This is a genomic window from Mycolicibacter sinensis (assembly GCF_001667945.1).
GTDB lineage: Bacteria > Actinomycetota > Actinomycetes > Mycobacteriales > Mycobacteriaceae > Mycobacterium > Mycobacterium sinense_B.
Map to the genome: position 1 here is coordinate 18,253 of NZ_LZJK01000091.1, position 26,547 is coordinate 44,799.

Below are 26,547 nucleotides of genomic sequence, written 5' to 3' on the forward strand. Positions count from 1 at the left end.
GTGACCGTCCGTCGTGGCAGGAGCTAGCTGGCGACGGCTGCGTCGTCTCGACGAGACGCTGACCGCCCAACCCAGTCATGCGCTCGTCGGCGTCCTGCGCATCCCGCAGGGGCAGTCCAGTCCCGGCCGCACCGTCTACCGGCGAAGCCTCATCGCGCTGGCGGCCCTGTTGGTGTCGACGGTCTTCGTCTACGTCGACCGGGACGGCTACGCCGACGTGCAGGGCGACCGGCTGACGTTTCTGGACTGCCTTTATTACTCGGCGGTGACGCTGTCCACCACCGGGTACGGCGACATCACGCCCATCACCGAGTTCTCCCGGATGATCAACGTTTTGATCATCACCCCGCTGCGGATCGCGTTCCTGATTCTGTTGGTCGGAACGACCGTGGAGGCGTTCACCGAGACTTCCCAACAGGCCTTCCGTATTCAGCGTTGGAGGAGAAGAGTGCGAGACCACACCATCGTCATCGGGTACGGCACCAAGGGAAAGACCGCGATCGCCGCAATGCTCGGCGACGAAGACACCACCCCGAGTGACATCGTCGTGGTCGACAACGACCGGGCCGTGCTCGAACGCGCCAAGAGCGCCGGGCTGGTGACGGTGGACGGCGATGCGACCAGATCTGACGTGCTGCGGCTGGCCAGCGCGCAGCGCGCGGCGGCGATTGTGGTGGCCACCGGGTCGGATGCCACCGCGGCGCTGGTGACCTTGACCGCCCGCGAGATCGCCCCTAACGCCACCATCGTGGCCGCCATCCGGGAAGCCGAGAACCAGCATCTGCTGGAGCAGTCCGGCGCCAACTCGGTGGTGGTGTCCTCGGAGACCGCCGGGCGGCTGCTCGGCGTCGCCACCACCACACCCAACGTGGTCGAGATCATCGAGGATCTGCTCACCCCGGATGCCGGGTACGCCATCGCCGAGCGGGAGGTGGAGCAGCAAGAGGTCGGCGCGTCGGCCAAGCACCTCAACGAGATCGTGCTTGCCGTGGTGCGCGACGGACAGCTGCTGCGCCTGGACGCCCCGGACGTGGATGCGATCGAGGCCGGCGACCGGCTGCTCTACGTGCGCACGGTGGGCAACCCGTGACGATCGCGAGCGCGGCGAAGCCGGGCGAAGCGGGTCGGCACGAGGAGGAATGTTGAGTTTCCAGCTGCGCCAGGTACCGCTGCTGTCGCGGATCGGGGCCGACCGGGCCGACCAGTTGCGCACCGACACCGACGCCGCGGTCGCCGGCTGGCCGGCCGCGGCGCTGCTGCGGGTCGACCCCCGCAACCAGGTGCTGGTCGCCGACGGCCGGGTGGTGCTGCACGACGCCGCTGAACTCGGTGATGTGCCGCCGCCGGATGCGGTGTTCCTGGGCCGCCTCGAAGACGGCCGGCACGTCTGGGCGGTCCGTGGTGCGCTGCAGGCACCGCCCGGCGCCGACGTCTCCGTGCTGGACCTGCGGGCCATCGGAGACGTCTTCGATGACACCAGCGCCCAGCTGGTGTCCTCGGCCATCGCCCTGCTGAATTGGCATGAGAACGCACGGTTCTCCGCCGTCGACGGCACACCGACCAAGCCGGTGCGCGGCGGGTGGGCGCGGGTCAACCCCGTCACCGGAGCCGAGGAGTTCCCGCGGATCGACCCGGCGGTGATCTGCCTGGTGCACGACGGCGCCGACCGCGTCGTGCTGGCCCGCCAGCACAACTGGCCGGTGCGGATGTTCTCGCTGCTGGCCGGGTTCGTCGAAGCCGGCGAGTCGTTCGAGGCCTGCGTGGTCCGCGAGGTCCACGAGGAGGTCGGGCTCACCGTGCGCGACGTGAGCTACCTGGGCAGCCAGCCCTGGCCGTTCCCGCGCTCGCTGATGGTCGGCTTCCACGCCGTCGCCGACCCGGGGCAGGAGTTCGTGTTCAGCGACGGTGAGATCACCGAGGCGAACTGGTTCACCCGCGACGAGGTGCGCGCCGCGCTGGACGCCGGGGCCTGGAGCGGCGGGTCGGCGGAGGCGAAACTGCTGCTGCCCGGATCGATCTCGATCGCCCGGACCATCATCGAGTCCTGGGCCGGCTGATCCCGGGCAATAAATCAGCCGCTGAGCCGGTCCAGCTTCGCCTTGACCTCGCGACCGGTCGGGTTGGTCAGCGTCGAGCCGTCGGCGAACCGCAGCGTCGGCACGGTGCGGTTGCCGCCGTTGGCCTCCTCGACGAACTTGGCGGCGGTGGGATCGGACTCGATATCGATCTCGTCGTAGCCGATCTCGAACTTCTCCAGGGCCTTCTTGAGCTGGCGGCAGTACCCGCACCATTGCGTGGTGTACATGATGAGCGGCGGATCGCTAACGGTCATAGCTGTCAACGCTAGCCGCTGAGATCCCGGGCCGCTCGCGGCCGGGCGTCGGAGGTCCCTGTCAAGATGGACGCCGTGGACGGGTTGATCGCCGGCTTGGACGACGAGCAGCGCGCCGCCGTGCTGGCGCCGCGGGGGCCGGTGTGTGTGCTGGCCGGTGCCGGGACCGGCAAGACCCGCACCATCACCCACCGGATCGCCCACCTGGTCGCAGCCGGCCATGTCGGACCCGGACAGGTGCTGGCGGTGACGTTCACCCAGCGCGCCGCCGGTGAGATGCGCTCTCGGCTGCGCGCCCTGGGCAACGCCGCCGGCAACGGGGCCGGCGTCGGCGCGGTGCAGGCGCTGACCTTCCACGCCGCCGCGCGCCGGCAGCTGCGCTACTTCTGGCCGCGGGTGGTCGGTGACACCGCCTGGGAACTGCTGGACCGCAAGTTCGGCGTGGTCGCTCGGGCCGCCGGCCATGCCGGGCTGCGCCTCTCCAACGACGACGTGCGCGACGTGGCCGGCGAGATCGAGTGGGCCAAGGCCTCGCTGATCGGGCCGGAGCAGTACCCCGAGGCGGTGGCGGCCGCCGGCCGGGACACCCCGGTGGACGCCGGCAAGCTCGCCGAGATCTACGCCGGCTACGAGGCGCTCAAGGCCCGCGGCGACGTGGCGATGCTCGACTTCGATGATCTCCTGCTGCACACCGCCGCCGCGATCGAGAACGACGCGGCGGTGGCCGCCGAATTCCGGGACCGCTACCGCTGCTTCGTCGTCGACGAATACCAGGACGTCACCCCGCTGCAGCAGCGGGTGTTGTCGGCGTGGCTGGGCCCACGCGACGACCTGACCGTGGTCGGCGACGCCAACCAGACCATCTACTCGTTCACCGGCGCCTCGCCGCGCTACCTGCTCGACTTCACCCGCCGGTTCCCCGACGCCGCCCTGGTGCGTCTGGAACGCGACTACCGCTCCACCCCGGAGGTGGTGTCGCTGGCCAACCGGGTGATCGCCGCGGCCCGCGGCCGGGTGGCGGGCAGCAAGCTCAAGCTGATCGGTCAGCGGGACCCCGGGCCGGTGCCGACTTTTCGCGAGTATCCCGATGAGGTCGCCGAGGCCGCTGCGGTGGCCACCTCGATCGCCCGGCTGATCGAGGGCGGCACGGCGCCGGCCGAGATCGCCGTGTTGTACCGGATCAACGCCCAGTCGGAGGTGTACGAGGAGGCGCTCACCGAGGCCGGCATCGCCTACCAGGTCCGCGGGGGCGAGGGGTTCTTCACCCGCCAGGAGATCCGTCAGGCGCTGGTGGCGTTGCGGCGCGCCGCAGAGCGCGGAGCCGACGGGCCGCTGCCCGACACGGTGCGCGGCGTGCTCGAACCCCTGGGGCTGACGGCCGAACCGCCGAGCGGGGCCAAGGCGCGGGAACGCTGGGAGGCGCTCGGCGCGCTGGCCGAACTTGTCGACGACGAAGTCGCGCAGCGCCCGGACCTGGATTTGCCCGGACTGCTGGCCGAGCTGCGGATGCGCGCTGATGCCCGCCACCCGCCGACGGTGCAGGGCGTCACGCTCGCCTCGCTGCACGCCGCCAAAGGCCTGGAGTGGGATGCGGTGTTCCTGGTGGGCCTGGCCGACGGGACCCTGCCGATCTCGCATGCCCTGGCGCACGGCCCCGACAGCGAGGCCGTCGAAGAAGAACGCCGGCTGCTCTACGTCGGCGTCACCCGCGCCCGGGTGCACCTGGCGTTGAGCTGGGCGCTGGCCCGCGCCCCGGGCGGCCGGGCCTCCCGCAAGCCGTCGCGGTTCCTCAGCGGGATCGCCCCGCAAGCCGATGCCGCGGCGTCGTCGCCCACCCGGCGCCGGGCCCGCGGTGCCCCGAAGCACTGCCGGGTCTGCAGCAAGGCGCTGGCCACCCCGGCGGCCATCATGTTGAGCCGCTGCGAAACCTGCGCGGCCGAGGTCGACACCGAGCTGCTGGTGGCGCTCAAGGACTGGCGGCTGCGCACCGCCACCGAGCTGAAAGTGCCCGCCTACATCGTCTTTTCCGACAACACGCTGACCGCGATCGCCGAGATGCTGCCCACCGACGAGGCCGCCCTGGTCGCCATCCCGGGCATCGGTGCGCGCAAGCTGGAACAGTTCGGCTCCGATGTGCTCGAGCTGGTGCGCAACCGGGGCTGAACGCGCAGGTTAAAAATCAGTTGTGCATCGCACGCGGCAACGGTTAACCTGCCTAACCATGAACACCCCGAACACGATCGGCGTACGTGCGGCTGCCGCGGCGGCGCATGCCGCTGCCGGCGTGTCCGTGCATCGGGGTTTTGTCTAACGCATCAGCTCAACCCGCCCGATGGCCACGGACCTCCACCAGGATCCGTGGCCATATTTTTTGCGCGGCTCCCTGATCAGACCCCCGAAAGCAGGTGACCACCATGTCCAGCACCACAGCATGCAACCGAAGACGTCGGGAACTGCCGTGCAATCGCGAACCCGACCTGTGGTTCGCCGACGACCCCGCCGACCTGGAGCGGGCCAAGACGCTGTGCGGCGGCTGCCCGATCCGCCGGCAGTGCCTGGCGCTGGCGTTGCAGCGTGCCGAACCCTGGGGAGTGTGGGGCGGCGAGATCCTCGACCGCGGCGCGGTCATCAGCCGCAAGCGACCCCGCGGCCGGCCGCGCAAGGAGCCGGTGGCCGCGTGAGTGGCGTGCCGGCTCAGGCGGAGGGCCCGACCATGGCGTCGCTGTCGGGGTCGGGGACGAAACCCGGCACCAATTCCTCGGAGAGCCGTTTGATCGGCACGTGCGCATCCAGCTGACACATGATCGCCGTGGTCGAGGCCAACACCCGCATCGGCATCGCCAGTTTGGGCGGCAGGTCGAGCTGACGGGCGGTCTTGAGTTGCTCGACGGGGCGTTCCAGCTGTTTGCCGGCCATTCTCATCAGCCACTTGCGGCTGTAGTGGAACGTCTCGACCTCGACCGGCTCGACGTACTGGCGCAGCATCTCGTCGATCTCGCGCACCGAGACGTCCTGACCTTTCTGGATGAAGCCGCCCCGGCGCATCGTCGCAATGACCTGTTCGTAGTCCTTGTCCCGGGCGAAGCGCACGGCGGCGCCCAGCTCCGGCGGGAAGCCGCCGGGCATCGGCGCCACCGCCCCGAAGTCGATCACGCCCATCCGGCCGTCCGGTAGCAGCATGAAGTTGCCCGGGTGGGCGTCGCCGTGGATCAGCTCCAGCCGGCGCGCCGCGTCCCAGGTGAACTCGGCCAGCCGGGTGCCCATCAGGTCACGCTGCTCGACTGTGCCGTTACGGATGATCTCGGCCATGCCGACGCCGTCGATCCACTCCTGGATCACCGTCTTGGGCGCGCTGGCCACCACGTTCGGGATGAGAAAGTGCGGGTGGCCCGCGTAGGCCTTGGCGAAGATCCGCTGGTTGTCGGCTTCGAGCCGGTAGTCCAGCTCCATCTCGGTGCGCTCGATCAGCTCGTCGATGACGCCCTTGACGTCCACACCGGGTGCCAGCTGCTTGAAGACGCCGGTCAACCGCCGGATCGTCTTGAGGTCGGCGCGCAGCGCCTCGTCGGCTCCGGGGTACTGGATCTTGACCGCGACGGGACGGCCGTCGCCCCACACCGCCTTGTGCACCTGGCCGATGCTGGCCGAGGCGATCGGGGTGTCGTCGAACTCGAAGAACCGTTCCCGCCACTTGGTGCCCAGCTGGGCGTCGAGCACCCGGTGCACCTTGTCCGCGGGCAACGGCGGCGCGTCCTTCTGCAGCTTGGTCAGGGCCTCCCGGTAGGGCTCGCCGAACTCCTCGGGGATGGCCGCCTCCATCACCGACAGCGCTTGACCGACCTTCATGGCGCCGCCCTTGAGTTCACCCAAGACGGTGAACAACTGGTTGGCCGCCTTCTCCATGAGCTCGGCGGTGACCGCGTCCTTGGACTTGCCGGTCAGCCGCTTCCCGAGACCGAGGGCGGCCCGGCCGGCGAAGCCGACGGGCAGACTGGCCAGCTTCGCATTGCGCGCCGCGCTCCCGCGCTTGATTTCTGACACGTGTCCATCATCCATGATGTGCTTGTGGCGCCGGTCACCGCGTGGGAAATCGCCGGGGGCGGGCGCGAGGTCAGCAATCGCACAGCGGGTGCCGCGTCCACCGCCTTCTCATGATCGACCCGGTGGCCAGATCCAGCTCCAGAGTGGCGTTCAGCGTCGGAGGTGCGGCCAGCTCCCGATCGACCGCCGCGCCACGCACCGCGGCGATCACCCGGTCGATCTGACTCAGTGCCAGCGCTGCCGTCGCCAGGGCCGTCGCGCGGTCGGTGTGCGCGACGGTGTGGCGCAGTTGGGCGGCCACCGCCGGCCAGGAGGCGTCCCGGTCCCGGCGGTGCAGATCGGCGCAGCCCAGACAGCTGGTGACCCCCGGCAGGACCAGCGGGCCGACCAACCCGGTGCCGTCGCGCACCCGCACCGGCAGGTGCGGCACCCGCTCGGCATGCAGCTCGCGTACCAGCCGCGGGTCGGTGATCAGGTAGTCCGAGAGCACCACCAGATCGGTCCCGGCGGTGCTGACTGCGGCGTGCGGATGACTACTGTGCCGGACCACGGCGCTCGAGCAGCGCAGCGATTCGATCAGCAGATCCGACAGCGGGCCGCGGCCATGCACCCGCAGCGAGACCGTGCGGCATTGACGGCGGCCGTCGGCGCCGCGCACGACGACGCGCGCCGCCACCAGCGCGGCAAGCAGGTCGTCCAGCTCCTCAATGTCCACCGGGCCGTGCTGGGCGGCTTGCTGGCGCAGCGCGGCGACGGTGGTCGGGATCTGCATGCAGCGCAGGACGCTGGCCAGCGCGGCCGCGCTCAGCCCGCGTGGCGGATGCACGAGTACCGCCCGGCGCGGATCCCAGCCGACCTGGACGGCACCGTCGGGGCGCAGCAACACCGGCAGCGCCGGATCGAGGGTGTAGCTGGAGGTCTGGGAACCAACCCTTGTCACGGACGCGACCCTGCCATGGCCGGCGGCGAGAATCCTCCCGTCATCCACAGGGGTGCGCCACGATGCGCCGCGCGGCCTCCACGGCGGCGCTCCGTTGGCGTGCGATGACGGCGGGGTCGGTGATGGTCTCGTACGGATCGGGTGCGTGGGCCCAGGCCAGGCCGATACCGAACAGCAGGGCCAGCAGATCGAGCGGTTGCCAGCAGCGGTCGACATAACCGCCGTTCTGGGCGGTTTCGATGGCGGCCACCGCGTGCTCAAAGATCGCCTGTCCGTCGGCGTGCGGCTGGTCGAGGGCCAGGCCTTCCAGGCGCGCCCAGCTGATCATGCGCAGGTGCTCGGGGCTGTTTCTGCCCAAATCGTAGACGTCGCCTGCGAATTCGGGCACCGCGTCGGGGCGCAGGGTGACCGACCGATAGAACGCCGCCACATCGGTCGCCACCACGTCCCGAAACAGTGCTTCCTTGTCACCGAAGTGGGCGTAGAGGCGTTCCTTGCTGGCGTGCGACGTCCGGGCAATGCGATCGATGCGTGAGCCGGCGAGGCCATGACGAGCAAACTCCGCACGGGCAGCGTCAAGTATCTGGCCCCGCAGCTCAGTCGCGCTTCTTCGCACAGCAAGATCTAACCATACGAACTAGTTCGTTCTGTACTGTGAGCACATGCATGTCCTCCAAGACACCGACGCGATCTTGAACCACCCGCCGCGAGTCGAGGCGATGCGGCGGGCTGTGGAGGCCGTCGCCGACGCGGTCACGCCCCTCGTCGAGGCATACCGTCCCTATGTCGAGGGGCTCGAGAACCTTCCTGGCGATGGCCGATTTCTCTTGGTGGGCAACCACACCCAGGTCAGCATCGAAGCCCTGTTGATCCCTTTCCACGTTCGGCGCGGGATCGGCAAACGGGTACGGCCGCTGACGGACCGGCAGTTCGGGCGCATGCGAGGGCCCGCTCGCGATCTGCTCGCCGCAGCGGGGGCGCTGGTGGGCGCGCCCGAGCCCGTCCGCGAACTGATGCGCCACAACGAACCCATTCTGGTGTTTCCCGGCGGCGGCCGTGAGATTCCCAAGTTCAAAGGGGAGGAGTACACCCTGCGTTGGCAGGGCCGCGCCGGATTCGCCCGTCTCGCAGTCGAATACCAGTATCCGATCGTGCCTGTCGGACTAGTTGGTGGTGACGACGTCTATCGAAGCGTGAGTCGTCGCGGAGGCAGCTGGGAGCGCTTCAGCTCTGCGCTGGCTCGACGGCTGTCAGGGCCTCCGGACATGGCGCTACCGCTGCAGCACGGCATCGGGCCGACCCTCATCCCGCGACCGCAGCGGATGTACTTACGTTTCGGTGCCCCGATCGACACCACCAAGCCCGCCCGCGTCGCGACCGAGAAATGGGTTGCCACCGTGCGGGAGAAGACTCAACAATCGCTCGAGCGGATCTTGGCCGAACTGCGTGAGATCCGCGCCGGCGACCCCTATCGCCATCTCAATCCCTTGGCCTGGCGGCACGCGATCTCACCGGCCGAGGCGACTGGGCCCGTGGCAGGACGCAACTGAGCCTTCGGCCGGACTGCCCGTCAGTCGTCGGTGTCGCCGCTGCCGTCGGCATCCCGCTGGAACTCGGCGATCGCCTGGTCGATCGCGGAGTCGATGCCGCTGGTGTCGCCGCCCAGGATCCGGTCGATGAACGCAGCCGGGTCGTCGAGGTCGGCGGCCGCCGGCAGCAGGTCGGGGTGCTGCCACACCCGGTCGCGGGCGTCGATACCGACGGCGGTGGTCAGCCGCTCCCACAGCACCGCGGCTTCGCGCAACTTGCGCGGGCGCAGTTCCAGGCCGACCAGGGTGGCGAAGGTCTGCTCGGCCGGGCCGCCGGTGGCGCGGCGGCGCCGCAGCGTCTCCGACAGCGCAGCGGTGCCCGGGATGCGATCGCCCAGCGCCGCGGTCACCACCGTGCGCACCCAGCCCTCGATCAGGGCCAGCAGGGTCTCCAGCCGCTCCAGGGCAGCCAGCTGCTCCGGGGTCGACTGCGGCTCGAACACCCCCTGGTTCAGCAACTCCTCCATCGCCGAGGGGTCGGCCATCGAAGCCGGGTCGAATCCCTGCGCGAGCTCTTCGATTCCCCGGATGTCGATCTTCATCCCGCGGGCGTAGGCCTCCACGGCGCTGAGTAGCTGGTTGGCCAGCCACGGCACGTGGCTGAACAGCCGGTGGTGGGCGGCCTCGCGGGCGGCCAAAAAGGTGACGATCTCGCTGCGCGGCTGCTCCAGGCCGCTCGCCAGCTCCTCGATCGCGCCGGGCATCAGGGCCGCAATTCCCTTGGGTCCCAACGGTAATCCGATGTCGGTCGAGGTCAGTATCTCCCCGGAAAGCCGGCCCAGTGCCTGGCCCAGCTGCGATCCGAAGGCCAGCCCGCCCATCTGCGACATCACCGACAGCAGGGGACCGGCCATGCTCTTGGCCTCCTCTGGCAGCGCCGAGGCCCACACCGACGACACCTGCTCGGCCATCGGGTCGCACAGTCGCTGCCAGGTGGCCATGGTGTGCTCCACCCAGTCCACCGGGGTCCACGCGGCCGAACCGGTGGTGCCGGCCGGCAATGAGGTCACCCCGTTGAGCCACGTCTCGGCCAGATGCACGGCATCGCCGATGGCGCTGGCGGTCGACGCCGTGACCGGCGCGACAGAACCGATCGAGCGGGCCGCGACCTGGCGGGCCAGGTCGTAATTCACCGGCCCGGACGACGGTCGGCCGCCGGCGGCCACCGTGCCGGCACCGCTGAACATCTGGCCGAGCTGGGTGAAGAGCTGGCCCAGATCGGCGATGTTGAAACCGGCGCCCATCCCGAACGGATCGGTCGGTCCGGGGCCCGAACCAGGATCGCGCCCCCCGGGCCGCTCGCGGTCGGGGTCGTCCCCCGAAGAGAAACCGAAGGGCAGATCAGCCATAGACACAACCGTACCCACCGGCGCCCGCCGACTGCGACACGCAACCGCCGACGGTCCGGCCCGGAGCTGCCCGGGCCGTGGCCGTTTACCATACCCGGGGTGAACAGGCGGATTCTGACGCTGCTGGCGGCACTGCTGCCGGTGGCCGTGTTCGGCGTACTGCTGGCGGCGGTCACCGTGCCCTTCGTGTCGCTGGGGCCCGGCCCCACCTTCGACACCCTGGGGATGGTCGACGGCAAGCAGGTCGTCGACATCCAGGGCACCACGACCCATCCCACGACCGGTCACCTGAACATGACCACGGTGTCCCAGCGTGACGGGCTGACGCTGGGAGAGGCGCTGGCGCTGTGGCTGTCGGCACGCGAACAGCTCGTGCCCCGTGACCTGGTCTATCCGCCCGGCAAGTCCCGCGAGGAAGTCGACGAGGACAACGACGCCGATTTCCGGGCGTCCGAGCAAAGCGCCGAATACGCCGCGCTGGGTTACCTGCGCTACCCGCGGGCGGTCACCGTCGCCGACGTCCACGATCCCGGGCCGTCGGCCGGCGCGTTGCAGGCCGGTGATGCCGTGGACGCCGTCAACGGCGAACCCGTATACACCGTCGAACAGTTCACCGCGAAGCTGGCCGGCACCAAGCCGGGCGAGACGGTGGCCATCGACTACCGGCGTAAGAACGCCCCGCCCGGCACAGCGCGGATTACGCTAGGAGAGAACAAGGATCGTCCCAACGGTTTCCTGGGCGTGTCGGTGCTAGACGCGCCGTGGGCGCCGTTCACCATCGACTTCAACCTCGCCAATATCGGCGGTCCCTCCGCCGGGCTGATGTTCTCCCTGGCCGTCGTCGACAAACTCAGCACGGGCGGGTTGGCCGGCGAGAACTTCATCGCCGGCACTGGGGTCATCAAAGCCAACGGCCAGGTCGACGCGATCGGCGGCATCACGCACAAAATGATCGCCGCCCGCGAGGCGGGTGCGACGGTGTTTCTGGTACCGGCAGAGAACTGCTATGAGGCCCGGTCGGACAACAACGGGTTGCAACTGATCAAGGTCGACAGCCTCGCTCAGGCGGTGGATGCGTTGCACACCCTCACCGGCGGAGGTCAGCCACCCTCTTGCTGAAGCCCGGGTTGGCTACAGTGGGGCCGTCAGGACAACCGAGCTAGGGAGCGTGGCACGTGGGTATGCGGCCCACCGCGAGAATGCCGAAGTTGACCCCGCGCAGCCGGATCATGATCGGCAGCGCGCTCGTCGTGATCCTGTTGCTGCTGGTGGGGCCGCGGCTGATCGACGGTTACGTCGACTGGTTGTGGTTCGGGGAGCTCGGCTACCGCTCGGTGTTCGTCACAACGTTGCTGACCCGCCTGATCGCCTTCGTGGTGGTGGGGCTGCTCGTCGGCGGGATCGTGTTCGCCGGGCTGGCAATGGCCTTCCGGGTCCGGCCGGTGTTCGTGCCCTCGGGCGGCGCCAACGATCCTGTGGCGCGCTATCGCACCGCGGTGTTGACGCGGCTGCGGTTGGTCGGATTCGGGATTCCGGCGGCGATCGGCCTGCTGGCCGGAATCGTCGCCCAGAGCTACTGGGTGCGCATCCAGCTGTTCCTGCGTGGCGGCGACTTCGGCATCGCCGATCCGCAGTTCGGCAAGGACCTCGGGTTCTACGCCTTCGACTTGCCGTTCTACCGGCTGGTGGTGGGGCTGCTGCTGGTGACGTTCTTCCTGGCCACGGTTGCGAACCTGACCACCCACTACATCTTCGGCGGGATCCGGCTCTCCGGGCGTGCCGGCGCCTTGAGCCGGCCGGCGCGCATCCAGGTGGTCAGCCTGATCGGCACCCTGGTGCTGCTCAAGGCCGCCGCCTACTGGCTGGACCGCTACGAGCTGCTCAGCCACACCCGCACCGGCAAGCCGTTCACCGGGGCCGGCTACACCGACATCAACGCGGTGCTGCCCGCCAAGATGATCCTGCTGGCGATCGCGCTGATCTGCGCGGTAGCGGTGTTCTCAGCGATCGTGCTGCGCGACTTGCAGATTCCGGCGATCGGCCTGGTGTTGTTGCTGCTGTCGTCGGTGGTCGTCGGCGCCGGCTGGCCGCTGATCGTGGAACAGTTCAGCGTCAAGCCCAACGCGGCGCAGAAGGAGAGCGAATACATCTCGCGGTCGATCGCCGCGACCAGGCAGGCCTACGGGCTGACCGAGGACGTGGTCACCTACCGCGACTACAGCGGTGACGCGCGGGCCACCGCCGCGCAGGTGGGCGCCGATGTCGCCACCACGTCCAACATCCGGCTGCTGGACCCGACCATCGTCAGCCCGGCGTTCACCCAGTTCCAGCAGGGTAAGAACTTCTACTTCTTCCCCGACCAGCTCACCATCGACCGCTATCGCGACGACGACGGCCAGCTGCGCGACTACGTGGTCGCCGCCCGCGAGCTCAACCCCGATCGGCTGATCGACAACCAGCGCGACTGGATCAACCGGCACACCGTCTATACCCACGGCAACGGGTTCATCGCCTCGCCGGCCAACACCGTGCGCGGGATCGCCAACGACCCCAACCAGAACGGCGGCTACCCGGAGTTTCTGGCGAACGTCGTGGGCGCCAACGGCACGGTGATCTCCGACGGCCCCGCCCGGCTGGACCAGCCGCGCATCTACTACGGCCCGGTGATCGCCGACACGGTCGCGGATTACGCGATCGTCGGACGCAATGGCCCCGACCGCGAATACGACTACGAGACCAACGTCGAGACGAAGAACTACACCTACACCGGTGCCGGCGGTGTCAGCATCGGAAACTGGCTGGCCCGCAGCGTATTCGCCGCGAAATTCGCCGAACGCAACTTCTTGTTCTCGTCGGTGATCGGCTCGGACAGCAAGATCTTGTTCAACCGCGACCCGGCTCGCCGGGTGCAGGCGGTGGCGCCGTGGCTGACCACCGATTCGACGGTGTACCCCGCGATCGTCAACAAGCGGCTGGTGTGGATCATCGACGGCTACACCACATTGGACAACTACCCCTACTCGCAGCTGACCTCACTGTCGTCGGCGACCGCGGACTCCAAGGAGGTGGAGTTCAACCGGCTGCTGCCCGACCGGCGGGTGTCCTACATCCGCAACTCGGTCAAGGCCACCGTCGACGCCTACGACGGCACGGTGAGCCTGTACGCCCAGGACGAGCAGGACCCGGTCCTGAAGGCCTGGATGAAGGTGTTCCCCGGGACGGTCAAACCCAAGGCGGAGATCACCCCCGAGCTCGCCGAGCACCTGCGCTACCCCGAAGACCTGTTCAAGGTGCAGCGCATGCTGCTGGCCAAGTACCACGTCAACGACCCGGTGACGTTCTTCTCCACGTCGGACTTCTGGGATGTGCCGTTGGACCCTAACCCAACCGCCAGCAGCTTCCAGCCGCCGTACTACATCGTCGCGAAAAACCTTGTCAAAGAGGACGGTTCGGCGTCCTATCAGTTGACCAGCGCGATGAACCGGTTCAAGCGTGACTACCTTGCCGCCTACATCAGCGCCAGCTCCGACCCGGACACCTACGGCAAGATCACGGTGCTGACCATCCCGGGCCAGGTCAACGGTCCCAAACTGGCCAACAACGCGATTACCACCGACACCGCCGTCAGCCAGGACCTCGGTGTGATCGGGCGCGACAACCAGAACCGCATCCGGTGGGGCAACCTGCTCACGCTGCCGGTGGCCCAGGGCGGGCTGCTCTACGTCGAACCGGTCTACGCGTCACCGGGTTCCAGCGACGCGGCGTCGTCGTACCCGCGGCTGATCCGGGTGGCGATGATGTACAACGACAAGATCGGTTACGGCCCGACGGTTTCTGATGCGCTGACCGGCTTGTTCGGTCCGGGAGCCGGCGCGGCGGCAACCGACATCGCGCCCACCGACGGCGGCACCGCAGCCCAGCAGCAACCGCCGCCGGCCGCTCCGCCCGCCGCGGCGGTGCCGCCTCCGCCCGCGGGCAACGCCGGGCTGTCTGCGGCGAAAGCCGCCGCGCTGCACGAGATCGAGGCGGCGATCACCGCGGTGCGCGATACCCAGCGCCGGGGCGACTTCGCGGCCTACGGGGCGGCGCTGCAGCGCCTCGACGATGCGATGGCGAAGTTCAACAGCACCAAGTAGCGGCTGCCGATTGATCAGGCGCCGAACAGCACGGCGCGCATCAGTGCACGTACGCATGCCTGCGGGTAGGCGTTGTCCGCATTCGTGCCGGGCCGGTCGTAGTGCACCAGCCGGCCGACGTCGACGACCAGGCCCATCGCCGCGTGCACCAAAAACCGCGCGTGGGTTGCGGTGAGCTCGGGGCGCACCGCAACGAGCAACGCCACCCAGGAGTCGATCGTGGAGCGCTGCACGTTGCGCAGCACCTTCTGATCGGCCGGTGTGAGATTGATCCGTTCGCTGTAGTAGACCGAGGCCAGCTCGGGGTTGGCGAACGAGGTGGCGACAAAGGCATCGACGAGTTGGGCCAGCGCTTCTCGCGGTTGCGGTCGGCTGCTGTTGACCCGGGACAGTTCCGCTGAGAGCCGATCGGAGGAGCGCCGTAGTGCGGTGCTGAGGATGTCGGCCTTGCCGGGGAAGTAGCGGTAGATCCCCGCGACCCGCACGCCGGCCGCCTTGGCGATCTGGGCCATGCTGGTCTCTGCGTAGCCGTGGCGGTGGAACAACATCATCGAGGCGTGCAGCAGCGCTTCGTAGACCCCGGCGTCCGGGGTGAAGATGCGCCAGGCGGGCGCCCCGGGCGCGAAATCATCCGGCGGGGGCAACTCGGCGTTCAGCAACGCCGACGACGCCCCGGTCAGTATGTTCCTGATGTCCTCGGCCGGGGCCCGCACCCGATGATCGGCGATACCGCCGGCGACACTGAGCAATCCGGCCGAAAGGATCCGCCGCTGCAGCGGAGTCGAGGTGGGGCGCAGTTCGGCCAGCGGCTCCTGCAGGCGGCGGTTGACCAGCCGCAGTTGGTCGACCAGGCGGGCCTCGTCGGCTTCCCGTAGGTAGCGCGCCTGCCAGCGGTACAGGCCACCGGATTCCCGATTGCGCAGTGCGACGTCGATAACGGCCCGTACCAGCCGATCGAGCACCGGTTCGTCGGCGGGTCCGGCCGGCAGATCGGTCGCGTCGAGCAGTTGCTGGCTCAGCGCCAGCACCGCGTCGCGGAACAGGTCGTACTTGCTGGCGTAGTGCCGGTACAGGGCAGGAGCGGAGATTCCGACCTCGCTGGCGATGGAGTCCAGCCGGACGGAGTGATAGCCGAGCGCGCTGAAAGCCTCGGCGGCCACGCGGGCGATCTGATCCTTGCGGTCCTTGGGACGCCGCCGGACCGGGGGTGCTGTCTCAGACAGGTGTTGAGTCACGGGGAATCTTGCCTGACGCCAAGTGCGGCGCGCGCCCGGGCATTCCAATGGTGCCGGGGCGCGAGGGTGGACAGGCGGGCCAGCCGGGCGAACTGTCGCAGGGAGCGCCGGTCGGCGGCCGTGACGGTGATTCCGGTGAGTTCTCGGGCACGCGGATGCTGTAGCGCGCGGATGGCCCGGTGCGGGACGACACGCATCCACCAGTCGGTGGGAGCGAAGATCTGTTCTCGGAACGGCTCGAAGTGCGGGCCGGCGAACAGCTTTGTCTGGCAGTAGTTCTCGAAGTAATCGACGAACTCCGGCCAGCTCGGCGGCATCGACCGGCTCGAGATGCCATACCTGCGGTACCAGGTGCAGCATTCCTGGTACAGCTGCTCGTGTTCGGATCCGTCGAGCGGCCGGATGAACGTGTTGACCATGACGAAGAGGGACTCTACGTAAGCGGCGTGCTGAAAATGAAAGGTATCGGGGCTCAGCGCATGATATTTCTGGCCGAACCTGTCGACACCCTTGACATGCTCGTGGGAGAACCGCATCTGGGGGCTCAGGTCGACGCCGGTGTAGGCGTAGTTGACCGCCTGGGTGACAGTCCGCTTCTTGTGCAGCCAGATGCGATCGCGCATCAGCGCGTGCTCGGTGATGCCGGCGGCGATGCCCGGGTGCAGCATCAGCAGACACACCGCCCTGGGCAACACGAACAGGTAACGCCGGTCGGCCAGCACATGCCAGAGCATGCTGTCGGAGTCCAGGCCCTGCACCGCGGGTGACGTCATGATCAGATCAGCGCCTTGCGTCGCCGGATCCGGTAGCGAAGGTCGGCCATCAGCACGCTGTAGTTGAACGTGCGGATGAACGGGGGGATGAAGCGGTTCACAAACGACACGAACAGGAACAGATTCTCAAACTGGCGTTGTTCGGCCTTCGACCATTGCACCCCGAGCAGCTCACGAAAACGCGGGGCCAGGAAACCGATCGTCAGGAACCGCAGCAGTGGCGCGAAGATCACCCGCAGCACCGGGTTGATCATCTTGAGGTTGATCAGCCGCATCAGGAAGTCGCGGACGGTGTCATCCATCTCCAGGCTCTGGCATGTCGTGTTCCAGTAGGTGTCGAATTCGGCACGGGTGACCGGCCATTGGTCATCGCTGACCTGCAGGGTGGTGCCGAGTGGCCGGGCATGCTGGTAGAAATTCTCGGCCTGCTCCTCGGTCATCTTGCCGCGCAGCAACTGATAGGTGTCCTCGTAGAAGACGAACAGGCACGCCGCCACCCACAGTTGCAGGTCGCGATCGAAGGCGTTGTACTTGACCGGGCTGCTGTCGGTCGAGCGAACCTGACGGTGCGCGACATTGACCGCATCCCGGTAGGCGGCGCGTTCCTCGTCGCTACCGAGCACTGCGACGGCCATATATTGGGCGGTGGTGCGCAACCGTTTCCACGGATGTTCCATCAGCGCACCGGATTCGACGCGGCTCTCCACCACCCCGTAGCCGACGCCGGGCATGCTCAACTGCATGACGACGTTGGCGGCGGACGCGGCAGCCGACCAGAAGTCCAGTGCCTCGGTCAGATCGACGGTTTCGTCGTCCCAGCGCGGGGTGTACTGGCCGACGTGGATGCGGGTCTCGGCGGTGGTCAATTCATGGCAGGTCGACATGTCAGCGATCCTTTCGATCTGGGCTACGGACTGGCGAAGAACTGTGGCAGCTGGGCGAGCCCCCAGATGAGACCGGCCGCCCCGACCAGTGCGCCGAAGAACAGCACCACCAGCACGCCGGTGCGCAGCAGCCGCGCCTCAGGGGAGGCCAGGATGCGCAGCATGCTGACGACCAGATCGATGAGCCGCACCAGAAGCATCATCTTCTGGGTCCTCCTATCAGTGCTGGCCTCATGTTCCACCGTATTCGGGCCGAAGCGACGCCGACAGTGCGGTGAGTGGTACCCGGGCGATGACGGCGCCGCCATCCATCGACCACACCAGCCGGTCCGCCGGCCGCGGGTTCTCGCGAAGCATCGGCGCGTCGGGCAGATACAGGATCAGCTCGTCGGCCGACAGCGCGAAGGCCCGATAGCCGCCGGTGTAGCCGGTTCCGGCCGGATCGGGCTGGAACTCCTCGACGGTGAAGGGATAGGTGTTCGGGGCGTGCGGGGGCGCTGCGGCGTTCAACGCGGCCGATAGCACCGGCGCAGCGGCGGGAGGGATGACGCGCATCGGGTCGACACCCGTTTTGAACAGGTCGCCGAGGGCCAGCCGGCGGCCCTGATCCATGTCGAAGACGAAGGTGCGGTAGGCGTTGTTGGCCTGCATCCCGAACGGTTCCAGGCATTCATGGATAACGAGTGACTGCACTGCGCCGGGGCCGGGAAAGCTGTCGACGTAGGCGATTGCGCTGCTGTCGCGGGCCGCCTCGGCGCCCGAAGCACGCCACCCGGCCATCAGCCGGTGGTAGAAGTCGCGCACGACCGGCCCGGTCGCCGGGTGGTCGAGTAGTGGCTCGGGTAGGTCAAAAGCAATGTAGCGCTCGGGCTTTCGTGATGACACGACCAGGGTGGTGCACCGTTGGCCGTCCCAGCTCGCCTGCAGTTCACTGCAGAAATCCGGCGCGGAGCCGATGGCGGGTGGGGCCGCCACCGTGTTGACGGCGGTGAGCAGGGCCGCCAGGACGCAGACCGCTTTGTGGGCACTCATCGCTGTTGTTGTCCTGCCGCGACATCGTTGACCAGCCACCGTCCGGCTACTTTGCGCAGGCTGAACGCCATGGCGGTGATGTCGGGCGGCGCCTCGGGGCGGCCCGCGGGGGCTTGCTTGAGTGCCGCGCTGGTGAAGGTCTGCTCGACGAACAGCAGCACGGTGGCGTTGGTGGCATCGGCCGATTTGACAGCCGAGTCGACGACGGTGCCGCTGGTGGTCACCTGGTTGGCGACCAGCATCGCGCGAAGCTCGGAGCTCTGCTTGGCGTAGCGGTCGTGGAAGGTGCCGGTTGAGCGGTCCAGCAGCTCGCTGATCTGCCGGTCGACGGTGGCCGGATTCGCGGTCGTGAGGGTCACCGCGTATTGCGTTGCGGCGTCCAGTGCTTCGCGGGCGGCAACGCCGGACAGATGCTGCTGGTACAGCAGCCAGCTCTGGTATCCGCTGCCCGCGAGCACGGCGGCCGCGCCGAACACCGCGGTGGCCCGGGCGGCGCGCCGCCACCGGGTGCGGCGTGGCGGAGCCGCGGGAATCTCCTGTGCCGCCTGGGCACTGGGCGTCTCAACGATGGTCATATCGACTTCTTCCCGCTGCTCAGATCAGGTCGACCTGGCTGGCCAGCCACCGGCCGTCGACGAGTTCCATGGTCATCTGGATCCGGTTGCGGTCAAGGCGTGGGTCGGAGCGGACCGAATTGGTGATGGACTGGTCCACGAACAGCAACACCTCAACCCGGCTGGTGGTCGCGGATTTGACCGCCGCGTCCAGGACGATGCCTTTGCCGGAAGCCTTGTTGTCGATCAGGATCTGACGTAACTGCTTGGCCCCCAGGCTGTAGGCGTCCTTGAACTGTCCGGTCGCACCGTCAAGTGCACGGGCGTAGTTGCCGTCGATGTCGGCGGTGTCGAGGGTGGTCAACACGAGGGCGTAGTCCTTGGCGGCCGCCAGGGCGGCCTGCCCGGCGGCGGCACGCGCGTCGACTTGATGCAGCCGCCATCCCGCATATCCCGCATACGCCAGGGCGCCGATCAGCAGGGCGGCGATCAGCGCCGCCGCCGTACGGTGTCGCCGCGATGGGGGCTCGACGGGCTCAACGATTTCGGTGGCGGCGGTCTCGTCGTCGCGCGGCGTGTCCGTGTCGAGTTGGTCGTCGAGTTGCTCGAAGACGTCCGGGTCGGCTGCTTTTCCCATGGGGCTCGGCTTTCTCATCAATTCGGAACCCAGGCGGGCAGCTGCGGGCCGCCATCGGGAGTGGGCAAGGTGTAGGGCGGGTAGACCGGTGGCGGCTCCAGGGTGGCCAGTGGGTCGTGGCCCGCCGGCGGCCCGGCGGTGTCGTCACCCAGGGGACGTGGCGCGTTGCGGGCGCCGCGAACCAGCAGCGACGGGTCGTCGTCGGGGCAGTAGGTGTAGCGGTAGGGCGCGGGGAAGTTCACCGCCGACGGCGGCTTTCGGGGCAGGTTGTAGTCGCAGCGGTGCCGCGGGTAGATGTCGGCGATCACCCAGATGCCGCCGTCGTGCACGGTGCCGGCCAGCCGATCCACCAGGGAGCCGTGATCGGGGCGCCACAGGTTTTGCAGGGCGGGCACCCGCAGATAGAAGATCTGCGACAGGGTGGTCAGGTTGCCCAACAGGGCGTAGACGTTCTCCCGGTTGTCACCGATGAAACTGTCGACCTGGCCGAGTTCGGTGCCGCCGAGATCGACCAGGGTGCGGAAGCCGCCGTCCATGGTGTTGACGCCGCCCAGGACCTGTTGCAGGCCAGTGCTGGTTGCGCTCAAGCCGGGGGTGACATCGGCGAGGGTGGTGAACGAGATCCGGGTGTTGCGCAGCATGCTGACGGTCTCGGGCAGTACGCCATCGAGCGTCGAAGCCAACAGCACGATGCCGTCCAACAGCGCAGACAGTTTCTTGCCGCCGTCGGGGCTGACCCGAAGCTCGTTGAAGACCGCGGTCAGCTGCTCGGCGTCGACCTGCCCCAGGGCGCCGCGGCTGTCATCGATGATCTGGGGCAGCGATACCGGCACGGTGGTCTGCTCCTGACCGATCAGCGATCCGTCGGTCAGGTAGGGGCCGCGGTCGTGCTCGGGGCGGAAGTCGAGGTATTGCTCACCGGCGACCGACAGCCCGGACACCCGCACCCGGGTGTCGCGCGGGATGGGCCGGTCGGCGCGCACCGCGACGACGGCCTCGGCTCCCGCCGCGGTCAGGTGCACGTCGGTGACCCGCCCGATCGGGATGCCGCGCAGGGTGACGTCCTGGTTGACCAGCAGGCCGCCGGATTGCGGCAGCAGCACCCGCACCGCGATCGTCTTCTGCGCCGGATTGATCCCGACGCCGAAGATCGTCACGTAGGCCGCCGCCACCACCGTGGTCAGCGCTAACCCGAGGCCGGACAACAGGATACGTCGCCGGTAGCCGACCTGGACCAGCCAGACGCCGAGCCGGGCGAACAGGTCGAGGAGGTCGAGGAAAGGTCTCATCGCTGCGGTCCGTAGATCCGGGACAGCAGCATGTTCCACTCGTAGCGCAGGTCACCGATCATCAGATGCCAGTCGGTGCCGTCGGTCCAGTGGAATTCCGGATCACCCGGGTAGTTCTTGTCGGGCCAGGGAACCAGCGTGATCTTGTCGATCTCTCCTTTGACGTGGGCGGCGGGGCCGTTCAAGGTCTTCATCAAGATGCCCAGGAACCGGTTGAACGGCATCAGCGAAAGTTCGGGGTCGATGGCGATCTCGTTGAATACCCGCGCCAGCTTGTTGAGATCGGCACTCACGCTGCGGGTGTCGGTGCCTTGCAGGGACGGGAACCGGGACAGCTGACGGGTGATCCGCGCCCCGGTATCGACCAGCTCGATCAGGTCGGAGGTGTTGTCGGAGATGACGTTGAGGGCCGGCGCCAGGTGGGTCAGCGAGTCATCGAGGGTGGTCTGACGCGCCGACATGGTCGCGGCCAGCTCCGACGACGTGCGCAGGGTCAGGTCCAGTTGCTGCGAGCGGGCGCTCATCCGGGAGAGCAGCGTCGCGGTCTGATCCAGCAGCAGACCCAGCTTTTCGCCGCGCCCGCCGACCGCCTTGCCGGCGCCGTTGAGCATGGACACCAGGTGGCGCACCGTGCCGCCGTTGACCAGCATCGCCATCGAGGCGATCAGTTCCTCGATGGTCGGAGCGTTGGCGGTCGATTCCAGCGGCAGCACCGAGCCGTTGCTCAGCAGCGGCGCGTCGTCGGGCCGGTTGCTATCGGGCCAGATCTGCACGAAGATGTCGCCGAGCGGGGTAGCCGAGCGCAGTTCGGCGGTGCTGCCCGCATACAGCGGCACATCGGATTTGATCCGCATGGTGATGTAGGCGTTGAAGTCTTGGGCCCGAATCGATTCGACCTCACCGATCTGCGCCCCGTACAACCGCACCTTGGCCTTCTCCGGCAGGTTCAGGGCGTCGGAGAACACCGCGGTGATGGTGTAGTAGGGGCCACCGCCGCCGGGTGCGGGCAGGGCCACGCTCTCCAAATCCAGGCCGCATCCGACCGTCAGCAGTGCGGTCGTGACCGCCAGCGCCGCTCGAGCCCCGCGCACCCATCTGGTCGGCTGCCTCATGGCCGCTCACCGATCCCGTCCTGCATCAGATCGAGCATGCTGCCCAGCCCGAAGTCCGGTCCGTAGTCCCGCAGCGTTCCGGTCGCGCATGCGAGCTGGCGTAGACCCATCAGGTTGCAGATCTCCTTGCCGAACTGGCTGTTGAACAAGGTTTTTCCGAGCAGCAGGTGTGCTCGCAGACTGCCCGCGTTCTCATCGATGACGTTGTAGAAATTGTCGATGAACAGCGGTGCCACGTCGAGGATTTCGCGCAGGTCGCGTTCGTTGTCGGTGAGTGTCGTGGCCACGGTGCGAACACCGGAGAACGCGTCGCGCAGCCGGTCCTGGTTGCCTTCCAGCAGCCGCGAGGTCTCGGCGAGCAGCCGGTTGATCTTGGCCCCGGTGTTGCCGGTGCCGAGGTTCTCCGCGGCGAGGATGTCGCTGAGCTGGTGAATGTAGGAACCGAATTCGCGTAGGGCGGCATCGTTCCGGGACGCGGCTTCGCTGAGTTCGGCCACGCCTGTGATGATCGTCTGGATGGTCTTCTTGCTGTGCGCGCCCTTGTCCGACCCCACCTGCAGGGCTTCGGAGAGCCGGCCCAGTGTCGCCTTGAGGTCGGGTCCGTTCCCGACCGTGATCTGTGATCCCAGCGCCACGAATTCGCCCAGCGGGCCCTGGTTGTGGTCGTCGCCGCGCAACGCGCTGCCCAGCTTGTCCATCATCGCCAGGGTTCGCTCGAACTCCACCGGTGTGCGGGTGCGGTCCAGGCTCAGCACGTCGCCGTTTTTGAGCTTGGGTCCACCCCGATAGGCCGGGGTGAGCTCGACGTGGCGGTCGGTGAGCACGGAGTTGGACACGGTCACCGCTTCGACGTCGGCGGGGATGTCAACGTCGGCGTCGATCGCCAGCTTCACCTCGACATAGCCACCCTTGGGGTTGATGCTGGTGACCTTGCCGACGTCCATGCCCAGCACCGATACCCCGTTGCCGGTGTAAAGGCCTACGGCGTCCTGGAATTGGGCGGTCACCCGGATCTTGTGCACCGCGATCCGCGGTAGGTCGGGGATCAGTTGCGGTGCGACCGCGGCGCCGGTGACGGCCAGGACCAGAGCGGCCGCACCGGCGAGCAGGTAGAGCTTGAGGGCGCGGCTCATTCGCAGTCCTTGAAGTACTCGACCAGGTTGAATTGGCGGGCGCGTCCGCTCAGCGCGCACATCCAGGAGTCCACGAAGATCCCGGCCGGCAAGAAGACGTCGGCCGCGTTGCCGCTGCCGGTGGCGTTGGCGAAGTTGCGTAACGCCACCGGGGTGGATTGCAGGAAGCTGCGCAGCAAGGCGTCGTGATCGGCGGTCATCTTCATGAATTCGTGGAAGTCGGCGATCATCTGGTTGACGGCCGCCTCGTCGTGGAGGATCCCGTCGGCCCGGTCGACCAGCAGCGTGGCGCTGGCGAACAGTTGTTGCACGGCGGCGCGGCGGGTGGCGATCTCCCGCAGCACATCGCGGCCCTGCAGCACCAGGGCGCCGAGGTTGGCCCGCTGATCGCGCAGCATGGTGGTGAGGGTTTCGGTGTTGGTCAGCAGTGTGCCCAGTTGCTCGCGGCGTTCGGCGATGATATCGGCCATCGCCTGCAGGTTGGTCAGCGCCTGGGGCAGCTGTTCGGCGACCCCGCCGAGGTTGGCGTTGAGCAGGGTCAGCGATTCGACGAACCGGTTGGCGTCCACCGGCCCCAAGGTGCGGGTCGCCCCGGCCAAGGTCCGCTGCAGATCGTAGGGAACCTCGGTGCGCGCCAAGGTGATCGTGCGGTTCTCGAGCTGTCCGGGGCCGGCCGGCGAGAGCTCGAGGTAGCGCGAACCCAGGATGGTGGTCAACTTGATCGCGGCGCGGGTGTCGGCGCCCAGAGCGATGCCGCGCTCGACGTTGAATCCGACCACCACGTGCTCGCCGGCGAGCTTCACGCGTTCGACCGCGCCGACCTTGACGCCGGCGATGGTAACCATGGCGCCGGAGCGGATCTGGGCGGCCTGTGCGAATTCGGCGTGGTAGCGGGTCTTTCCGACGCCCAGGCCGGAGTAGACGACGGTAGCCATCAGCACGGCGGCGATGATGACGATCGCGCTCACGCCCAGCCACGGTGTGCTGAAGGACTCAAGGGGCCGTTTGAGGGCGGCGGGGATCCGGCTCATCGGCACGCCGCCGAGTGCTGGTGGGCGAGGCCTTCGCTGGCGGTGGCCGCCCCGACGAACGCCCGGAACCAGTGAAACAGGCCGCGCCACAAGCCGAAGTCCAGCTCGCAGGCGTAGACGTCGCTGTAGGTGCCGCTCTGGGTGACCCGGGCCAGACCCTGGAGAACGTAGGGCAGGTTCGCCGCCATGTAGGCGAATCGCTCGCGGCCGTCGTTGATGCCGTAGTTGAGCAGGCCGGGCTGGCGCCCGATGAATTCTTCGAGGTCCGGGGCGATGTTGTCGACGATCGTCGACAGCCGCGCCATGGTGGCATTGATCGAGCCCACCGAGTCGACCAGCGGTTGCCGCTGGTTGGCCAGCGTGACCATGGTGTCACGCGACTGGCGGATCATGTTCTCCATGTTGGCGCTCTGGTTGGCCAGGTCGGTCATCAACCGGTCGAGGTTGGTGATCAGCGCGCTGAGCACTTCGTCGGGTCCGGCAAAGGTCTCGGCCAGCTGGGAGGCCTGAGTGATCAGCATCAGAATCGATGCGTGATTGCCCTGCAGCGCCAGGACTGTCGCAGTGCTGATGTTGTCGACCTGTTCGGGGTCCAGCTCGGAGAACAACGGCTCGAATCCGTTGAGCATGTAGGAGACGTCCAGCGACGGGTTGGTGCGTTCGATCGGGATCTGGCCGTGGTTGGGCAAGATGGCCGGGTTGTCGCCGGGGCCCTGGGCCAGGCCGAGATAGCGCTGCCCGATGATGCTCTGATAAGTCACCGAGGCGATCGTGTTCTGGTAGAGCTTTTGGCTGCGTTGCACGCGGAACTGCACTTTGGCGGCGGTGCCGGCCAGCGTCACCCGGTCGACGCGGCCCACCCGCACGCCGGCGACGCGGACGTCGTCGCCCGGGGCCATCCCGGAGGCGTCACTGAAGATCGCCGAGTAGCTGTAGGTAGGGCCGGCGATGTCGCGGCGCAAGGTGTTGTAGACCATCCAGGTGACGGTCAAGGCGAAGGTGGTGAAAATGGCCATGCCGATCACCGATTTGCGACGACTGCTCATCGGCCGCCTTCCTTCACGGTCAGGTGCACCGTGCTGCCGCGCAGCAACGGCGCCAGCAGCAACATCGTGGGGGTATCGGCGCTGCCGGTGATTCCGCTGATCTGCTGTTTTTCCGGCGGGCTGCCGACCGGTCCGACATTGCCGCCGATGACCGCGCCCTGCGGTTCGACGGCGGGGGTGCCGGCCGGCGGGGGTTTCGGCGGTGCGGGGATCGGTGGGCCCTGCGGGTCACCAGGCATCGAGTGCCGGGGCGGGGTGAGATTCGGGCGATTCTCGGTCATGCCCGGGGTGGGGGAGACACCCTGAGATTCCAGCGCCGGAAACAGGTCGGGTGCGGTGGGCACCTCTGGTGCGGTGGCGCAGCTCAGTCCGGCCAGCTCGCCGTAACGCGGGCAGTCGGCGCGGACATAGGTGCGGCTCGGCGTGAGCGCTAGCGCTGCCTTGACCTGGAGAAGCTTCTCGTTCGGGTCCCAGATGACGTCGTAGACCCGGTCGGCCAGGGTCTGTAACTTGGTTGACACGCCGTGGAATTCGTCGGCGTGATCGGCGATCACCCCGAGGGCAGGGGTGAGCTGGGTGGTGATGGTGATCATCCGCTCGGCCTGATTCTCCAGGGCGTTCGCCAGCGTGGTCGCGGTGTCGGTTCCGCCGGTGAGCAGGCTGGACAGTTGCGGTCCCTTTTCGGCGATGGTGGCCATCGGCCGAATCGATCGGTCCAGCGCGCCGAAGAGTTCGGGGGAGACCCGTTGCAGGCCTTGGGCCGCCGCGGTCAGGGCCGACAGGGTGGTCGGGTCGGCGTCGTCGGCGGCGACGACGGAGTTCAGTTGCGCCAGAATCTCGTTGAGGTTGTGGCCGGTGTCGGTCAGTTCCCGGCCGCGTCCGTGGGTGGCGGTGCCCAGGGCGGCGATCACGCCGACGGTGGTGTCGTCGGGTTTGCGGCCCAGCGGGTTGATCAACTGGCGGAGCTTGTTCAGCACGTTCTGGAACAGCACGGTGGGCAGTGACCGGTCTTCGAAGACCACCGCGCCCGAGCGCAAATGGTCACCGGCGGCACCGTTGTCGACCAACTGGACCGCCGAGACCGCGAACAGGTTGGCCGGCACCACCCGGGCGGTGACGGTGTTGGGGATCTTGGCCGCATGTTCGGGTTTGAGCACCACGTGGACCGTGTTGGGCAGCCCGTGGGTGGACGGGGTGATGTCGGCGACCGAACCGACCAGCAGTTCATGGTATTTCACATCCGAGCGCGGCGGCAGGCCGTCGCCGATGTTGGTGAGCTCGATGTCGATCCGGACCAGGTTGTCAAGCTTGCCCTGGGATTTGGCGACCATCAGCGTCGCGGTGGCGACGGCGACGACGATGAACACGACGCCCAGCACGAACACCCGGAGGTTGGAGGGTCCGCGCGGATCGGTGTCGAACGAGTTCGGCATC

At 68.0% G+C, this 26,547-nt stretch carries 25 protein-coding genes; 7 read left to right on the forward strand and 18 right to left on the reverse strand.

Translation table 11 applies throughout. The features are described 5' to 3' along the window. The first annotated feature begins 13 nt into the window (after positions 1-13). Together A5694_RS12675 and nudC are read left to right on the forward strand one after the other, a co-directional pair. Positions 14-1,090, forward strand: coding sequence for a potassium channel family protein (locus A5694_RS12675; protein ID WP_064922187.1), 1,077 nt, complete (start codon positions 14-16; stop codon positions 1,088-1,090). A gap of 52 nt (positions 1,091-1,142) precedes the next feature. Continuing rightward, positions 1,143-2,057, forward strand: a complete 915-nt coding sequence (gene nudC, locus A5694_RS12680; protein WP_234786355.1) for an NAD(+) diphosphatase — start codon at positions 1,143-1,145, stop codon at positions 2,055-2,057. A gap of 14 nt (positions 2,058-2,071) precedes the next feature. On the opposite strand, the gene A5694_RS12685 is transcribed toward nudC, so the two are convergent. Beyond that, a complete protein-coding gene (locus tag A5694_RS12685; RefSeq protein WP_064922189.1) occupies positions 2,072-2,332 on the reverse strand; it encodes a mycoredoxin in 261 nt (86 codons plus the stop codon). A 66-nt stretch (positions 2,333-2,398) separates the two neighbouring features. Here A5694_RS12685 and A5694_RS12690 point away from each other — a divergent pair, with 66 nt between their 5' ends. Together A5694_RS12690 and A5694_RS12695 are read left to right on the forward strand one after the other, a co-directional pair. Beyond that, a complete protein-coding gene (locus A5694_RS12690; RefSeq protein WP_064922190.1) occupies positions 2,399-4,495 on the forward strand; it encodes an ATP-dependent DNA helicase UvrD2 in 2,097 nt (698 codons plus the stop codon). A gap of 251 nt (positions 4,496-4,746) precedes the next feature. Continuing rightward, positions 4,747-5,013 carry a WhiB family transcriptional regulator gene (locus tag A5694_RS12695; protein ID WP_064922278.1) on the forward strand — a complete coding sequence of 89 codons (267 nt, stop codon included), beginning with the start codon at positions 4,747-4,749 and terminating at the stop codon, positions 5,011-5,013. Between the two features lie 13 nt (positions 5,014-5,026). Here the strand turns inward: A5694_RS12695 and A5694_RS12700 are convergent, their stop codons facing one another. Genes A5694_RS12700 through A5694_RS12710 form a run of 3 tightly spaced genes read right to left on the reverse strand, consistent with a single transcriptional unit; the run spans position 5,027 to position 7,929 of the window. Next, positions 5,027-6,388 carry a macrolide-binding ATPase MABP-1 gene (locus tag A5694_RS12700; protein WP_064922191.1) on the reverse strand — a complete coding sequence of 454 codons (1,362 nt, stop codon included), beginning with the start codon at positions 6,386-6,388 and terminating at the stop codon, positions 5,027-5,029. A 55-nt stretch (positions 6,389-6,443) separates the two neighbouring features. Beyond that, a complete protein-coding gene (locus A5694_RS12705; RefSeq protein WP_064922192.1) occupies positions 6,444-7,313 on the reverse strand; it encodes a TOMM precursor leader peptide-binding protein in 870 nt (289 codons plus the stop codon). A 40-nt stretch (positions 7,314-7,353) separates the two neighbouring features. Next, positions 7,354-7,929, reverse strand: a complete 576-nt coding sequence (locus A5694_RS12710) for a TetR/AcrR family transcriptional regulator (RefSeq protein WP_064922193.1) — start codon at positions 7,927-7,929, stop codon at positions 7,354-7,356. Between the two features lie 46 nt (positions 7,930-7,975). Here A5694_RS12710 and A5694_RS12715 point away from each other — a divergent pair, with 46 nt between their 5' ends. After that, positions 7,976-8,863, forward strand: coding sequence for a lysophospholipid acyltransferase family protein (locus A5694_RS12715; RefSeq protein ID WP_064922194.1), 888 nt, complete (start codon positions 7,976-7,978; stop codon positions 8,861-8,863). Between the two features lie 20 nt (positions 8,864-8,883). Here the strand turns inward: A5694_RS12715 and A5694_RS12720 are convergent, their stop codons facing one another. Continuing rightward, complete coding sequence (locus A5694_RS12720; protein WP_064922195.1) at positions 8,884-10,251, reverse strand: zinc-dependent metalloprotease; 1,368 nt, start codon at positions 10,249-10,251, stop codon at positions 8,884-8,886. Between the two features lie 99 nt (positions 10,252-10,350). Here A5694_RS12720 and A5694_RS12725 point away from each other — a divergent pair, with 99 nt between their 5' ends. Next, positions 10,351-11,370 (forward strand): YlbL family protein, encoded by a 1,020-nt coding sequence (locus A5694_RS12725; protein WP_064922196.1) that lies wholly within the window; start codon positions 10,351-10,353, stop codon positions 11,368-11,370. A 56-nt stretch (positions 11,371-11,426) separates the two neighbouring features. After that, positions 11,427-14,387 (forward strand): UPF0182 family protein, encoded by a 2,961-nt coding sequence (locus A5694_RS12730; RefSeq protein ID WP_064922197.1) that lies wholly within the window; start codon positions 11,427-11,429, stop codon positions 14,385-14,387. 14 nt (positions 14,388-14,401) lie between these two features. On the opposite strand, the gene A5694_RS12735 is transcribed toward A5694_RS12730, so the two are convergent. From A5694_RS12735 to A5694_RS12795, 13 genes are read right to left on the reverse strand one after another with little or no spacing between them, the layout of a single operon-like run. Further along, the gene (locus A5694_RS12735; protein WP_165604296.1) at positions 14,402-15,622 is read right to left on the reverse strand and encodes a TetR/AcrR family transcriptional regulator; all 1,221 of its coding nucleotides are present in this window, start codon (positions 15,620-15,622) and stop codon (positions 14,402-14,404) included. Continuing rightward, entirely contained in the window at positions 15,619-16,395 is a 777-nt protein-coding gene (locus A5694_RS12740; RefSeq protein WP_234786354.1) for an oxygenase MpaB family protein, read from the reverse strand. Before A5694_RS12740 ends, A5694_RS12735 begins: the two co-directional genes overlap by 4 nt. Before the next feature lie 2 nt (positions 16,396-16,397). Beyond that, entirely contained in the window at positions 16,398-17,279 is an 882-nt protein-coding gene (locus A5694_RS12745) for an oxygenase MpaB family protein (protein WP_064922198.1), read from the reverse strand. Positions 17,280-17,302: 23 nt separating this feature from the next. Continuing rightward, on the reverse strand, positions 17,303-17,482 hold the full coding sequence (locus tag A5694_RS12750) for a hypothetical protein (protein ID WP_064922199.1): 180 nt from the start codon (positions 17,480-17,482) through the stop codon (positions 17,303-17,305). Between the two features lie 28 nt (positions 17,483-17,510). Then, positions 17,511-18,311 carry a mannan-binding protein gene (locus tag A5694_RS12755; RefSeq protein WP_064922200.1) on the reverse strand — a complete coding sequence of 267 codons (801 nt, stop codon included), beginning with the start codon at positions 18,309-18,311 and terminating at the stop codon, positions 17,511-17,513. Further along, the gene (locus tag A5694_RS12760; protein WP_064922201.1) at positions 18,308-18,886 is read right to left on the reverse strand and encodes a hypothetical protein; all 579 of its coding nucleotides are present in this window, start codon (positions 18,884-18,886) and stop codon (positions 18,308-18,310) included. Before A5694_RS12760 ends, A5694_RS12755 begins: the two co-directional genes overlap by 4 nt. Before the next feature lie 19 nt (positions 18,887-18,905). Continuing rightward, the gene (locus A5694_RS12765) at positions 18,906-19,502 is read right to left on the reverse strand and encodes a hypothetical protein (protein WP_064922202.1); all 597 of its coding nucleotides are present in this window, start codon (positions 19,500-19,502) and stop codon (positions 18,906-18,908) included. Positions 19,503-19,519: 17 nt separating this feature from the next. Then, positions 19,520-20,791: an MlaD family protein gene (locus A5694_RS12770; RefSeq protein ID WP_064922203.1), complete on the reverse strand. Its 1,272-nt coding sequence runs from the start codon at positions 20,789-20,791 to the stop codon at positions 19,520-19,522. Beyond that, positions 20,788-21,903 carry an MlaD family protein gene (locus tag A5694_RS12775; protein ID WP_064922204.1) on the reverse strand — a complete coding sequence of 372 codons (1,116 nt, stop codon included), beginning with the start codon at positions 21,901-21,903 and terminating at the stop codon, positions 20,788-20,790. Before A5694_RS12775 ends, A5694_RS12770 begins: the two co-directional genes overlap by 4 nt. Continuing rightward, positions 21,900-23,036 carry an MCE family protein gene (locus A5694_RS12780; RefSeq protein ID WP_064922205.1) on the reverse strand — a complete coding sequence of 379 codons (1,137 nt, stop codon included), beginning with the start codon at positions 23,034-23,036 and terminating at the stop codon, positions 21,900-21,902. Before A5694_RS12780 ends, A5694_RS12775 begins: the two co-directional genes overlap by 4 nt. Beyond that, positions 23,033-24,067, reverse strand: a complete 1,035-nt coding sequence (locus A5694_RS12785) for an MCE family protein (RefSeq protein ID WP_064922281.1) — start codon at positions 24,065-24,067, stop codon at positions 23,033-23,035. Before A5694_RS12785 ends, A5694_RS12780 begins: the two co-directional genes overlap by 4 nt. Further along, positions 24,064-25,113, reverse strand: coding sequence for an MlaD family protein (locus A5694_RS12790; protein ID WP_064922206.1), 1,050 nt, complete (start codon positions 25,111-25,113; stop codon positions 24,064-24,066). The genes A5694_RS12785 and A5694_RS12790 overlap by 4 nt, the downstream gene beginning before the upstream one ends. Continuing rightward, positions 25,110-26,546, reverse strand: coding sequence for an MlaD family protein (locus tag A5694_RS12795; RefSeq protein WP_064922207.1), 1,437 nt, complete (start codon positions 26,544-26,546; stop codon positions 25,110-25,112). The genes A5694_RS12790 and A5694_RS12795 overlap by 4 nt, the downstream gene beginning before the upstream one ends. Position 26,547 lies beyond the last annotated feature (1 nt).

Coding starts and splice junctions, on each gene's coding strand:
- A5694_RS12685 (WP_064922189.1), bottom strand. CDS start 2,332: ATGACCGTTAGCGATCCGCCGCTCATCATGTACACCACGCAATGGTGC.
- A5694_RS12690 (WP_064922190.1), top strand. CDS start 2,399: ATGGACGCCGTGGACGGGTTGATCGCCGGCTTGGACGACGAGCAGCGC.
- A5694_RS12695 (WP_064922278.1), top strand. CDS start 4,747: ATGTCCAGCACCACAGCATGCAACCGAAGACGTCGGGAACTGCCGTGC.
- A5694_RS12700 (WP_064922191.1), bottom strand. CDS start 6,388: ATGGATGATGGACACGTGTCAGAAATCAAGCGCGGGAGCGCGGCGCGC.
- A5694_RS12715 (WP_064922194.1), top strand. CDS start 7,976: ATGCATGTCCTCCAAGACACCGACGCGATCTTGAACCACCCGCCGCGA.
- A5694_RS12720 (WP_064922195.1), bottom strand. CDS start 10,251: ATGGCTGATCTGCCCTTCGGTTTCTCTTCGGGGGACGACCCCGACCGC.
- A5694_RS12740 (WP_234786354.1), bottom strand. CDS start 16,395: ATGACGTCACCCGCGGTGCAGGGCCTGGACTCCGACAGCATGCTCTGG.
- A5694_RS12745 (WP_064922198.1), bottom strand. CDS start 17,279: ATGTCGACCTGCCATGAATTGACCACCGCCGAGACCCGCATCCACGTC.
- A5694_RS12750 (WP_064922199.1), bottom strand. CDS start 17,482: ATGATGCTTCTGGTGCGGCTCATCGATCTGGTCGTCAGCATGCTGCGC.
- A5694_RS12755 (WP_064922200.1), bottom strand. CDS start 18,311: ATGAGTGCCCACAAAGCGGTCTGCGTCCTGGCGGCCCTGCTCACCGCC.
- A5694_RS12760 (WP_064922201.1), bottom strand. CDS start 18,886: ATGACCATCGTTGAGACGCCCAGTGCCCAGGCGGCACAGGAGATTCCC.
- A5694_RS12765 (WP_064922202.1), bottom strand. CDS start 19,502: ATGGGAAAAGCAGCCGACCCGGACGTCTTCGAGCAACTCGACGACCAA.
- A5694_RS12770 (WP_064922203.1), bottom strand. CDS start 20,791: ATGAGACCTTTCCTCGACCTCCTCGACCTGTTCGCCCGGCTCGGCGTC.
- A5694_RS12775 (WP_064922204.1), bottom strand. CDS start 21,903: ATGAGGCAGCCGACCAGATGGGTGCGCGGGGCTCGAGCGGCGCTGGCG.
- A5694_RS12780 (WP_064922205.1), bottom strand. CDS start 23,036: ATGAGCCGCGCCCTCAAGCTCTACCTGCTCGCCGGTGCGGCCGCTCTG.
- A5694_RS12785 (WP_064922281.1), bottom strand. CDS start 24,067: ATGAGCCGGATCCCCGCCGCCCTCAAACGGCCCCTTGAGTCCTTCAGC.
- A5694_RS12790 (WP_064922206.1), bottom strand. CDS start 25,113: ATGAGCAGTCGTCGCAAATCGGTGATCGGCATGGCCATTTTCACCACC.
- A5694_RS12795 (WP_064922207.1), bottom strand. CDS start 26,546: ATGCCGAACTCGTTCGACACCGATCCGCGCGGACCCTCCAACCTCCGG.